Annotated in this window: 14 protein-coding genes; 8 read left to right on the forward strand and 6 right to left on the reverse strand. The window is 69.5% G+C overall.

Features of this window, described 5'->3' with window-relative positions:
- The first annotated feature begins 80 nt into the window (after positions 1-80).
- From arsB to CEQ11_RS00965, 3 genes are all read left to right on the forward strand, one after another.
- Complete coding sequence (arsB, locus tag CEQ11_RS00955) at positions 81-1,100, forward strand: ACR3 family arsenite efflux transporter (RefSeq protein WP_255397932.1); 1,020 nt, start codon at positions 81-83, stop codon at positions 1,098-1,100.
- A 35-nt stretch (positions 1,101-1,135) separates the two neighbouring features.
- Positions 1,136-1,549: an arsenate reductase ArsC gene (locus tag CEQ11_RS00960; RefSeq protein WP_088477449.1), complete on the forward strand. Its 414-nt coding sequence runs from the start codon at positions 1,136-1,138 to the stop codon at positions 1,547-1,549.
- 168 nt (positions 1,550-1,717) lie between these two features.
- Positions 1,718-2,155, forward strand: coding sequence for a low molecular weight phosphatase family protein (locus CEQ11_RS00965; protein WP_088477450.1), 438 nt, complete (start codon positions 1,718-1,720; stop codon positions 2,153-2,155).
- A 99-nt stretch (positions 2,156-2,254) separates the two neighbouring features.
- Here the strand turns inward: CEQ11_RS00965 and CEQ11_RS00970 are convergent, their stop codons facing one another.
- The gene (locus CEQ11_RS00970) at positions 2,255-2,809 is read right to left on the reverse strand and encodes a maleylpyruvate isomerase N-terminal domain-containing protein (RefSeq protein ID WP_088477451.1); all 555 of its coding nucleotides are present in this window, start codon (positions 2,807-2,809) and stop codon (positions 2,255-2,257) included.
- Positions 2,810-2,924: 115 nt separating this feature from the next.
- Complete coding sequence (locus CEQ11_RS00975) at positions 2,925-3,680, reverse strand: sulfite exporter TauE/SafE family protein (RefSeq protein WP_088477452.1); 756 nt, start codon at positions 3,678-3,680, stop codon at positions 2,925-2,927.
- 167 nt (positions 3,681-3,847) lie between these two features.
- On the opposite strand from CEQ11_RS00975, the gene CEQ11_RS00980 reads away from it, so the two are divergent.
- Together CEQ11_RS00980 and CEQ11_RS13000 are read left to right on the forward strand one after the other, a co-directional pair.
- Entirely contained in the window at positions 3,848-4,633 is a 786-nt protein-coding gene (locus CEQ11_RS00980) for a DUF6318 family protein (RefSeq protein WP_088477453.1), read from the forward strand.
- The gene (locus tag CEQ11_RS13000) at positions 4,630-5,610 is read left to right on the forward strand and encodes a PKD domain-containing protein (protein ID WP_227718659.1); all 981 of its coding nucleotides are present in this window, start codon (positions 4,630-4,632) and stop codon (positions 5,608-5,610) included. Before CEQ11_RS00980 ends, CEQ11_RS13000 begins: the two co-directional genes overlap by 4 nt.
- A 121-nt stretch (positions 5,611-5,731) precedes the next feature.
- Here the strand turns inward: CEQ11_RS13000 and CEQ11_RS00990 are convergent, their stop codons facing one another.
- Together CEQ11_RS00990 and CEQ11_RS13330 are read right to left on the reverse strand one after the other, a co-directional pair.
- A complete protein-coding gene (locus CEQ11_RS00990; protein ID WP_088477454.1) occupies positions 5,732-6,220 on the reverse strand; it encodes an SRPBCC family protein in 489 nt (162 codons plus the stop codon).
- A gap of 114 nt (positions 6,221-6,334) precedes the next feature.
- Positions 6,335-7,321 carry an Ltp family lipoprotein gene (locus CEQ11_RS13330; RefSeq protein ID WP_088477455.1) on the reverse strand — a complete coding sequence of 329 codons (987 nt, stop codon included), beginning with the start codon at positions 7,319-7,321 and terminating at the stop codon, positions 6,335-6,337.
- A 302-nt stretch (positions 7,322-7,623) separates the two neighbouring features.
- On the opposite strand from CEQ11_RS13330, the gene CEQ11_RS01000 reads away from it, so the two are divergent.
- A complete protein-coding gene (locus tag CEQ11_RS01000; protein WP_088478828.1) occupies positions 7,624-8,379 on the forward strand; it encodes an SDR family NAD(P)-dependent oxidoreductase in 756 nt (251 codons plus the stop codon).
- A 23-nt stretch (positions 8,380-8,402) separates the two neighbouring features.
- Here the strand turns inward: CEQ11_RS01000 and CEQ11_RS01005 are convergent, their stop codons facing one another.
- Entirely contained in the window at positions 8,403-9,113 is a 711-nt protein-coding gene (locus tag CEQ11_RS01005; RefSeq protein ID WP_088477456.1) for a type 1 glutamine amidotransferase domain-containing protein, read from the reverse strand.
- 249 nt (positions 9,114-9,362) lie between these two features.
- On the opposite strand from CEQ11_RS01005, the gene CEQ11_RS01010 reads away from it, so the two are divergent.
- Both CEQ11_RS01010 and CEQ11_RS01015 read left to right on the forward strand, forming a co-directional pair.
- The gene (locus CEQ11_RS01010) at positions 9,363-9,851 is read left to right on the forward strand and encodes a hypothetical protein (protein WP_088477457.1); all 489 of its coding nucleotides are present in this window, start codon (positions 9,363-9,365) and stop codon (positions 9,849-9,851) included.
- Positions 9,848-10,723: an EamA family transporter gene (locus CEQ11_RS01015; RefSeq protein WP_227718660.1), complete on the forward strand. Its 876-nt coding sequence runs from the start codon at positions 9,848-9,850 to the stop codon at positions 10,721-10,723. The genes CEQ11_RS01010 and CEQ11_RS01015 overlap by 4 nt, the downstream gene beginning before the upstream one ends.
- Before the next feature lie 78 nt (positions 10,724-10,801).
- Here the strand turns inward: CEQ11_RS01015 and CEQ11_RS01020 are convergent, their stop codons facing one another.
- Positions 10,802-11,389 carry a GIY-YIG nuclease family protein gene (locus CEQ11_RS01020; RefSeq protein WP_127913428.1) on the reverse strand — a complete coding sequence of 196 codons (588 nt, stop codon included), beginning with the start codon at positions 11,387-11,389 and terminating at the stop codon, positions 10,802-10,804.
- Positions 11,390-11,416 lie beyond the last annotated feature (27 nt).

Below are 11,416 nucleotides of genomic sequence, written 5' to 3' on the forward strand. Positions count from 1 at the left end.
CAGGTCGGGACCAGAAGCGTCAGGGTCCCGCGCGGCTGTCCTTCCTGGACCGCTGGCTGCCGGCATGGATCCTGCTGGCCATGGCCGCGGGGCTGCTGCTGGGACGGTTCGTCCCGGGGCTGGACGCCACCTTGGACTCGCTGAAGGTCGGCAACGTCTCCCTGCCGATCGCCTTCGGCCTGCTCGTGATGATGTACCCGGTCCTGGCGAAGGTCCGCTATGACGAGACGGCGCGGATCACCGCCGACCGCCGGCTCATGGGGCTGTCCGTCCTGCTGAACTGGATCGTCGGGCCGGCCGTGATGTTCGTGCTGGCCTGGGTCTTCCTGGCAGACCTTCCGGAGTACCGGACCGGCCTGATCATCGTGGGCCTGGCCCGCTGCATCGCGATGGTGCTGATCTGGAACGACCTCGCCTGCGGGGACCGCGAGGCCGCCGCCGTGCTGGTGGCGGTGAACTCGGTCTTCCAGGTGCTGGCGTTCGGCCTCCTGGGCTGGTTCTACCTCCAGGTCCTGCCCGGATGGCTGGGGCTGGAGACGACGACGGCAGGATTCTCCTTCTGGGCGATCGTCTCCTCGGTCCTGGTGTTCCTCGGCATCCCGCTGCTGGCCGGCTTCCTGACCCGCGTGCTCGGCGAGCGCGCCCGTGGCCGCGCCTGGTACGAGGACAGGCTCCTGCCGAGGATCGGCCCCTGGGCGCTCTACGGGCTGCTGTTCACGATCGTCCTGCTGTTCGCCCTCCAGGGCGAGGCGATCACCACCCGCCCGTGGGACGTGGCGCGCATCGCCCTGCCGCTGCTGGTGTACTTCGTCGTCATGTTCGGCGGCTCACTGCTGGCTGCGAAGGCGACGGGGCTGGACTACGCCCGCTCCGCGACCGTCGCGTTCACGGCGGCCGGCAACAACTTCGAGCTGGCCATCGCCGTGGCCATCGGCACCTTCGGCGTCACCTCCGGCCAGGCCCTCGCCGGTGTGGTCGGCCCGCTGATCGAGGTCCCCGTCCTGGTGGCCCTCGTCTACGTCTCGCTCTGGGCCGCCCGACGGCTGTTCCCCGGCGACCCGAGCGTCCCCTCCTCCCCCGGCCACGGCGCACACGGCTGACGACCCCGCCCCTGTTCCTCCGATCGGAGACCCCCATGACTTCTCTCCCCCGCCCGTCCGTCCTCTTCGTCTGCGTCCACAACGCCGGCCGGTCCCAGATGGCCGCCGCCTGGCTCGAGCACCTCTCCGGAGGGCGCGTCGAGGTCCGCTCCGCAGGATCCGCCCCGGCCGAGAGCGTCAACCCCGCGACAGTGGAGGCCATGGCGGAGGTCGGGATCGACATCGCCGCGAACACGCCGACGGTGCTCACCCCGGAGGCCGTGCAGGACTCGGACGTGGTGGTGACCATGGGCTGCGGGGACGCCTGCCCGTTCTTCCCCGGGAAGCGGTACGAGGACTGGGTGCTCGAGGATCCTGCCGGCCTCGGCGTGGAGTCTGTCCGCCCCATCCGGGACGAGATCCGGATCCGCGTGGAGGCCCTCCTCGCAGACCTGCTCCCGGACGCCTGAAAGGTCCCCGGCGGCGGGCTGCCCCGGGTCACAGGTCGGACACGTTCGCGTCGGGCCTCTGGCCACACCCTGTGTGCTCGATAGCCTGAGGGCGGCCCGCCGGACGCGGGCGAGGGCCTAGGCCGCCGGCAGCGGGGTCGGCAGCGGGACAGGCAGGAGGGAGAGCACGTGGACAGGCAGATGCAGGCGACCGCCCCCAGTGCGACCGTCGGCGTGCCCCGCGTCCTGTTCGTGTGCGTCCAGAACGCCGGCCGCTCCCAGCTGGCCGCCATGTTCCTCCAGCAGATCGGCGGTCGCCTGGTGCAGGTCGACTCCGCCGGGTCCCGCCCGGCCGAGGCCGTCTACGAGAACGTCGCCCAGGTGATGTCCGAGCGCGGCGCCGAGGTCGAGGGCCTGAAGCCCCGTGCGCTCACGGACGAGAAGGTCCGCAGTGCCGACTACGTGATCACCATGGGCTGCGGGGACGACTGCCCCGTGTTCGAGCACGTGCACTACGAGGACTGGCCCGTGGGAGACCCGGACGAGGCGGACTGGGAGGCCCTCGAGGCCATCGTCGCGGACATCGAGCGTCGCGTCGCGGACTTCTGGGACCGCATCCGCCGCTGACCGGCGCCCACCGTCGTCCCAGGCCGGGCGGACCCGGCCCGAGACGCACGGAGGCCGCCCGCCGGAAGGCGAGCGGCCGTCGTCGTGAAGAGGGAGGGGTCAGGCCCTGCGGCCCATGCGGGCCAGAAGCCTCTGCTGCCGGGAGGCGTCCTCGGCCACCTGCACCGGCTCCGCGAGGATGCCGGGCGTGTAGGCGCGGTCCCCGAACGCGTCCAGGGTGGCCTCGAGGCGGTCCATCTCGACGTCCGTGAACTGCACGTCGATGCCCTGGGAGCGCCCCAGGTCCCAGCGGTGCACCACCAGGTCGAAGCCGTGGAAGCGCAACAGGGCGTCGCCCACGGTGGACTGGCCCAGGGCCGTGGACATGGTCTGGTTGACGAAGCTCTTGTCCCCCGCCAGGGCCTGAATGGCGGCGGAGTGCTTGATCCACTGGACGCGGCGGTCCATGGAGCGGGAGCCGTCGAAGATCGGCACCTCACGGCCGTTGCGGGCCGCGAAGTCGCGCTGCGTGGTCACCATGTGCTCCAGCAGCTGCGCGGCGTCCCACTCGGCGCAGGGCGTCTGCGCGTGCCAGTCGGTCACCTGGTCCACCACGGCGGTGAAGTCGGCGGCGTATGCGGTCCAGCGCGCCTCGATGTCGGTCTGTGCGGTCATGGAGCCATTCTCCCCGGTCAGTGCCCGGTTCGCCATAGGGAACGACGGGGCGAATCGTCACATCGCCGCCTCGCTGCAGGGGGCAGGCCCCTCGTGTTCCGGGCTCGGGCCGTGTTCAGCCGACGAGTTCTCCCACGCCTCGTACGACGGCGAGCATGCCGCCGGCGGAGGCGATGCAGAGCGCCAGGACGCGTGCCTTGGCCGGGTCCACCCGTCGGGCGACGCGCGAGCCGATGAGGATGCCGAGCGGCGCGCCGAGGAGGACGGCGACCCAGACCGGCCAGGGCACGTGCACGTCCCCGGGGACGGCGGCGCCGAAGAGGGCCTTGGTGCCGATCGAGGTGAGGTTGGCGAGCAGGAAGATCGGCTGGAGGGTGGCGGCCCAGGACCGCTGCTCCCACTTGGCGGCCACCGCATAGACGGCGAGTGCAGGCCCGGCGACCCCGGCCGTGGTGTTCATGAAGCCGGCGACCGCTCCGGACCCGTAGACCGCGCTGTTGCCGGTGAGGGTGAACCGCTTCTGCAGGCCGAGGGCCGCGGCGATGGCGATGAGGATGCAGGTGCCGAGGAGGATCTCGAGCCATCCGTGGTCCAGGGAGGCCACCGCCCAGGCGCCCAGGAAGGAGCCGGCGATCAGCAGCGGTGCCAGCCGCAGGAACCTGGGCCAGTCCACGTGCCGGCGGAGCATGAGGAACAGGATCAGTGCGGCGACCGAGGCGGCCACGTTGGAGAGGGTGACGCCGGCGATCGGACCGACGAGCAGGGACAGCGTGGGCGCGGCGATCATGCCGACGCCCATCCCGGCGACCCGCTGCAGTACGGCGCCGAGAGCGATGAAGCCCAGGGCGATCAGGGCATGCAGCAGGTCCATGGGGTGAAGTATGCCGACGCGGCCTGTGGACGACTCGCACGTGTCCTGGCGGGTCTGCCTACACTGTGAGCCGAGTCACCGCCGGCCATGGGGGTCGGGGGACGTTGGGGATCAGCGGACCTGCCGGTGGCGTCAACTGTTGAATGAGACATCTGGAGGGGTTTCTCATGCGCTTTCGCGCATCTTCCCGCGGGCTCGCCCTGTCCGCGGCGCTTCTGCTCGGCCTGACGGCCTGCACCGGCGGTGACCCGGAGGAGGAGGCCGCCTCCTCACCCACGACGACGGCACCCGCCTCCGCCTCGGAGGGGTCGGGTTCAGGGGGGTCTGAGTCCGACGGTCCCGAGGAGGTCCCCGCAGAGCCGAGTGGGTCCGAGTCGGGCGAGGCGAGCCCGACAGCGGCCGGCGATGCGGACTCGACGGAGGCCGGCGGCATCGACGACGACGGCTCCGACGACGGTGAGTATGTCCCCGCTTCCGAGGACGGCCCGGCGCAGAACGTGCCGAAGCCGCAGATGCCGGAGGAGATGAAGGAGGAGACCGAGGACGGCGCCAAGGCCGCGGTGCAGTACTGGTGGGACACCATGACCTATCTGCAGCGGACGGGCGATGCGGAGCCCCTGAAGGCGGTCTCTGCCGACGCCTGTGACTTCTGCCACTCCTATTCCAAAGGCATCTCAGATTGGTACGCCGAAGGCGGCTGGCACAGTGGCTCAAAACACGTTGTTAATTCAGCACTCACAGGAGTACTCAACGACGATAATCGAGTTCGTGAAGTAACGATTCTTTTGGAAATGGGTGCTTCTATAAGTTATAGGCCAGACGGCACAGTCGACAGAGACCAGTCATCGGATGCCCGATCAGACGTCCCCTTTATCACCGACGTCCAGTACGACCCAGAAGCAGGTCATTGGCGAACAACCTTCGTGAGCTACGAAGGCGGGGAAGAACAGTGAGTCGGGACCGCTACACGTTGATTGCGGCGAGCGCCCTCGCCTGCCTCTTGACACTGTTCATCGGCCAGCCGGCAATCGCCCACACCGAGACCCCGAAAGAGGCACAGTGCGCACGTAAGCACTTCTCCAACGACATCGTCGGGGACCAGCTGAAACGACGCGCATCCTGCGAGTATGTTGTGCGGGTGTATGGAGATCAATCTGGCCGTGGAACAGCCAACACTGTCAGTGCATACGACCCAACGGCGCGCATCTACTCACGACATTTCCCAGGCTGCTATCCGGACCAGCTCGGCAACGATGACTTCGGCGACTGCCTTCAGCAACAGGAGCGGTTCTGCGGCGAAGACGCTACCTGGGTGCAGCATGTGCGCGTCGACAGAGAGAATCCTGATGAGGCACTGGAATACGGATCGAGGTTCTGTGCGGGCCACAACGACGGCAGCCCAGAGCAACAAACGGCCGAGGTCCGAGTTTCCATCGAAGACCTGAAGAGCATCGCACCGAGTAAGATGCCAATCCACTCAGACAACGGTGGGCGAGGCCTTCGCCACGCTCACACCAATTTCTTCACTCCGGCAGAACAGATCACTGAAGTCAAAACCATCGCTGGAGTCGAGACCCTTATGCGCCTCACTCCTGTGGAGTTCCGTTGGGACTTCGGCGACGGAACAACACGTGTCACAACCACACCGGGCGCTAGCGCGCCCAAGTTCAACACCAAGACGGCGACTAGCCACATCTACGATGAGACCGGCCGTTACGAAGTCACCCTGACGATCGTCTACATCGGTGAGACATCCGATGATGGCGGTAGGACCTGGGTTCTTGAGCCAGACACCATCCAGATCGAGTCGGACCCGCTTCAGGCCGACATCTTCCGCACGGTCACCCGGAACGTCGCCGACGACTGCGTGGAGAACCCCAGTGCCTGGGGCTGCGGAGCCCCTGGCGAGGACAGCGACCCCGCCGGCTGACCGGCGTCCGCGCTGTCCCTGACCTTTCGCCGAAACCCGTGACAGCCGAAGACCCCGTCACCCAGCTGCTCTCGGTGACGGGGCCTTCCGCCGTCCGGCGCACACACGCCGGATCGAAGTCTCACGCCCGCAGCGACTCGGCCACTGCGGCCAGCCGCTCCACGGAGGCCATGAGCTTGTCGGAGGTCGTGGCACGGGCACGCGCCTGACGCTTCGGGTCGTCCACCAGCCCGGTCCAGTCATAGGTATGGATCACGCGGCACCGGTCGTCGCCCTCCGCGATGACCTCCCAGCGCCACAGGTGGCCCAGCTGAGGCTCTCCCACGAGTGAGGGCTTCCAGGCGATCAGCCGGCCCTCCTCGAATTCCACCACCTCGTTGGCACGGTCCTGCCCGTTCGTGAGTGTCATGACGAACACATCGCCGACCTCGTGGACCCGCTGGTCCGGGGCGGCCTCCTGCAGGTTGTCGTTCCCGTCCCACTCCGGCTGCTTCGCCGGGTCCGCGATCAGACCGAAGACGTCGGCCGCCGGCGCGGCGACCTCCCGCTCGGCCCGCACGACCTTCTGCTCACCCTTCGGCGCTGAGGTGGTGTTCTGCGTTGTCTCCATGGGCTCAATGTAGGACCGGCTCTGCGCCAGCACCAGACGTCGCACCCCGCCTGGGCCCGGCCGAGGGCAGGACCCTCACGGAGACCCGCCCTCGGCTGCTGACCGAACTTCAGGTCAGAGACCCACGGCGTTCACTCCAGCAGTCGCCTGTTCGGCCGTGTAGCCCTCGAACATCAGCTGATCGATCAGTCCGGAGCGGGAGAACGCCGTCAGCTCCAGGTACTCCTGGGCCTTCTTCGCGGCCTGCGCGTTGTAGTCCACGGTCAGGCTGTCCACGCCGTGGGTGGCCTGAGCCGTGGTGAACCCCTCGAACGCCAGCTGCTCGATCAGGCCGGAGCGGGAGAACGCCGTCAGGCTCAGGTAGTCCTGCGCCTTCCTCACGGCCTGGGCGTTCCAGTCGACACCCAGGGAGTCCACGGCGGCCGTGGCCTCAGACGTAGAAAACCCCTCGAACGCCAGCTGCTCGATCAGGCCCGACCGGGAGAAGGCAATCAGGTCGATGTACTCCTTGGCCTTCCGGGCCGCCTGCGTCCCGGAGACGGACTGTGCCGGGGCCTGGGCCGCCGGCGCGGCAGCCTTCTCGGCAGCGGCCTCGGCTTCAGCGGCGGCCTGCTCCTCAGCCTCCTTCTTGGCCTGCTCCTCAGCCTCCTTCTTGGCCTGCTCCTCCGCCGCTGCCTTGGCGGCGGCCTCCTCCTCGGCCTTCTTCTTCGCAGCCTCCTCCTCGGCGGCCTTCTGGGCGGCGGCGGACTCCTCCGCCTGGCGCGACGCCTCGGCGGCGGCGCTGGACTCGGCGGCGGCCTTCTCCTCCGCCTCCTTCTCGGCACGGCGGGACTCCTCCGCCGCAGACTCGCTTGCGGCCGATTCGCTGGCGGCGGCCTTCTTCGACTCGTCGGCCTCCTTGGACTTGTCGACCTTGGACTTGTCCGCGTCGTCCGAGGACTCGGAGGCAGAGGCGGAGGCGGGCTGGGACGAGGAGGAGGCGGCCGCCGTCGGGGTGGAATCCGCGGCGGCAGTGGTGTCCGCATCGGCGCAGCCGGTCAGCAGGGCGAGGGCGGCCAGGCCGCCGGTCAGGACGAAGAGGGGTGAACGGGAAACGGTCATTGTCACTCCAGGACGGGAAGCACACCAGGATGCTGGTGAGTCAGCGGACACAGGGTTTGTGTCCATGCCGCGCACAGTACGGACGAGGCCGGACACGATAAGCCCATGCCCTCATCCACAGCCCGCCGACCTGCCTTGCAGGTGACGATCCGGTGACGATCTCCCCCGTCCGCCGGTCCTCGCTGGCCTGCGCCCCGGTGAACGGCCAGTGTGGGCGGCACGGGTGCCGGCTCAGGCCCGCGCCACCATCCCCGAACAGCTGCCCGCGCCGGGCAGGACAGGAGTGATCTTCCATGACCCACATGCCGTTCGCAGACCGCGTCGCCCTCGTGACGGGAGCCGGTTCCGGCATCGGCGCCGCGATCGCCCACGAGCTGGCCGTCAAGGGCGCGAAGGTCGTGGTGTCGGACATCGACGAGAAGAACGCGCAGAAGGTCGTCCAGGAGATCACGGACGCCCGCGGCACCGCGGTCGCTTTCGTGGCGGACGTGTCCTGCCGTGAGGACAATGAGAACCTCGTCCGGTTCGCCGTGCACACCTACGGCAAGCTGAACTACGCCGTGAACAACGCGGGCGTCGGCGGCCCGCCGGCACCGGTGGGAGAGACCGAGCTGGACGCCTGGGACAAGGTCATCGGCATCAACCTCAACGGCGTCCTGTACGGCATGCGCTACCAGATCCCCGCCATGCTGGAGGCCGGCGCCGAGGAGTCGGGCATCGTGAACATGGCCTCCGTGCACGGCATGGTCGCCGCACCGAACAGTGCCGCCTACACCGCGGCCAAGCACGGCGTGGTCGGCATGACCCGCAACGCCGCCGCCGAGTACGGCCCGCAGCAGCTGCGCATCAACGCTGTGGGACCGGGCTACATCCGCACTCCCCTGCTCGAGGCCAACCTGGACGCCGAGGCCATGGAGGCCATCGCCGCCAAGCACCCGATGCAGCGCCTGGGCACCTCCGCGGAGGTCTCCGCCCTGACCTGCTTCCTCCTCTCGGACGAGGCCTCCTTCATCACCGGCGGCTACTACCTCGTGGACGGCGGCTACACGATCGTCTGACCGCCCCGGACCGTGGGCGCGGCTCAGCGACCGACCGCGTCCAGATCCTCGATCAGCTGCTCGGCGAGCGGCTGTGCCGAGGCCGGGTTCTGGCCGGTGTAGAGGTTCCCGTCCACCACCACGTGCGGACGCATGGGGACGGCGGCCTTCTCATAGACAACGCCGTTGTGCTTCAGCTGCGACTCGAGGGTCCACTTGGCCTTGCGGGCGGCGGGCACGAGCTTCTCCTCGGCGTCCGAGAAGCCGGTCATGGTGCGGCCGCGCACGGCGATGCTCCCGTCCTGGGCCTTGGACGCGAACACGGCGGCCGGGCCGTGGCAGAGGAAGGCGATCGGGGCGCCGGCGTCCATGCGTCGGGCGATCAGCAGGCCGGAGGCCGGATCGTGCGCGAGGTCCTCCATGGGGCCGTGGCCGCCGGTGTAGAAGACGAGGTCATAGTCCGCCTCGTCCACGTTCTCCAGGCGCAGCGGCCGGTCGAGCTCGGCGCCGATCTGCGCCAGATACGCCTTCGTCTGCTCACGCTGGGACGGTGTGCCGCCCATCACGCCCAGGGACGCCTCGTCCACGGTGGGGGTGACGCCGCCCGGCGTGGCGATCGAGACGTCCCAGCCGGCCTCACGGAACAGACGGTGCGGGGTGGCGAGCTCATCCGCCCAGTAGCCGGTCGGGTGGACGGAGCCGTCCTTCAGGGTCCAGCCGTCCGCGGCGGAGACGACGAAGAGGACAGAGGTCATGGCGTGAGGATCCTTCCTTCGGTTCTTCCCGACGACGGCACCCGGTCCGGGTGCCCGACGTCGCCTGGGGTGCCCCACTCTTCCCACGTCAGCCGGGTGCGGGGAAGAGGTGAGGGGTGGCCGGGTACCGATGCGGAGGGTGTTCCCAGCCATTGGGAAGGACCCAGTCAGGCGACCTCCGCCGGAAGGCGACGGACGAGGCGGGGGTGCGTGCCGTCGTCGGGACGGGCCGCGGATAGGCTCGAGGGCATGACCACGCCGTTCCAGAAGCAGAAGCTGCGCTCGTTCATCGCCGACCTCGCCGAGCAGGACCAGTGGCCGGACGACCTGGCCGAGCAGGCGACCGCGCTGACTGCCGACGACCCGGTGTACCCGGAGATGGCAAAGGTGGCCGACGGGCTGGTGGCCGCGATCGGCGCCGGCATCCATCTCGGCCCCGAGGAGGTGTGGCCCGGGGTGAAGGAGCGGTTCCTGCAGGTGGCGCCCAAGGGCGAGGACGGGCAGCCCGGCCAGCTCGAGCTGCTGACGTACCAGTGCCTGCACGCCTTGAGCGAGGGCGCCGGGTCCGCGTACTTCCGGTCCCGGCTCGAGGCATTCCCCGGCCCCTATGCGGCGCGCGGGTTCTCCAGCGCGATCGACTACCTCGTGTACTCCGTGGCCGTGGAGCTCGACGAGTCCCCCGAGTCCGTCTACGCCGGCGTGCGGGCCGGGCAGTACTCGGAGGTCGAGGCGGGGTGAGGCCCCTGGGTCATCCGCTGGGCCTGATCCTCATGACGGCGATCGTGCCGGTGCTGTGGGGCTCCACCTATGTGGTGACGCGGCAGTGGCTGCCCGCGGACATGCCGCTGACCGGCGCCGCTATCCGCTCCCTTCCTGCCGGCCTGCTCCTGCTGGCGTTCACCCGGCAGCTTCCGAAGGGCCAGTGGTGGTGGCGGTCCACGGTCCTGTCCTTCATCACGATGGCCCTGTTCTTCGTCCTCGTCTACACCTCCGGGGCACGCCTGCCCTCCGGTGTGGCGGCGACCCTCATGGCCTCGGGCCCGCTCGTGATGGTGGTGCTCGGACGGCTGCTGCTGAAGGAGAAGGCGCCGGTCATGGCGTACGTGGGGGCCGTCGTCGGGATCCTGGGGGTGGCGTTGCTGGCGGGCTCGGCGATCGCCACGCTGGACGTGATCGGCGTGGTGGCCGCGCTGGTGGCCGTGCTGATCTCCTCGCTCGGCTACGTGCTCGCGAAGAAGTGGAAGCCCCCGGTGAGCTCCCTGACGTTCACGGCCTGGCAGCTGACGATCGCCGGGGTGATGCTCACGCCGACCGCCCTGCTCGTCGAGGGGCCTCCTCCGGCGCTGGACCTGCCCGCGATCCTCGGCTTCGCCTACCTCGGGCTCATCTGCACCGGCCTGGCCTACGTGCTGTGGTTCCGCGGCCTCGCCGGGCTGCCGGCCCGGACCGTGGGCATCCTCGGCCTGCTCAACCCGCTGGCCGGAACGATCCTCGGAGCCCTCGTGGCCGGTGAGCTGCTCTCGCCCGTGCAGGCGCTCGGGGCGGCGACCATCCTCCTCGGAGTGGGGCTCGGTCTGCTCACCACGCCGAAGCGACGCCTCAGGCGCTGACCCGGCCCACGACGGCGACCGGCCCCTCCCGCCTGCCCTGCAACGACTCCAGGAGCGAGGCGGAAGGGGCCGAGGACGTCAGAGGGTCGCGGAGGGACGGGCCTCAGCGGTCAGACGACGGCGCTTCTCGATCAGGGCCTCCCACGGATGGGCGACGCCCTTGAGGTTCAGCGGCGGCTCCAGCTCATCGACCACCTCGCCGACGGCCGCGTGCACATCCCCGGCGTCGACGGCCACGGTGGAGACGGTCAGGTGCTCCTTCATCCAGGCGGTGAGACGGTCCTCGGCGTCCGGGGTCAGGGCGAACTTCACGGTGCGGGAGCCCGGCGACCTCGGGACCAAGGCCAGGTCCAGCTCGTCGAAGAGCAGCGCGGCGAGGCTGCGGCGCAGGGTCGAGCTCTCCGTGCGGCCCGAGTGGAAGTGCCCGCGGACGTCACGTCCGAGCAGGGACGTCGGGGCGGCGCCCACGTAGAGGAGGTTGTCCTCGAAGGCCACGGCGTCCAGGCCGAGCTGGGCGATCGCGGCGTCGTCAGCGGCCACGGCGAAGATGCCCGGGACGGCGTCCACGCCAGTCAGGTACTCCTCATAGGACACCCCAGCCGCGGTGAGCGCGGCGGCGGCATCCGTGGCCTGCGGGGTCATGGTGGCGGTTGCTGCGGTGTTCATGCCTCCCATAGTGGGACGGGCGACCTT

Source organism: Micrococcus sp. FDAARGOS_333 (assembly GCF_002206575.2).
GTDB lineage: Bacteria > Actinomycetota > Actinomycetes > Actinomycetales > Micrococcaceae > Micrococcus > Micrococcus lylae.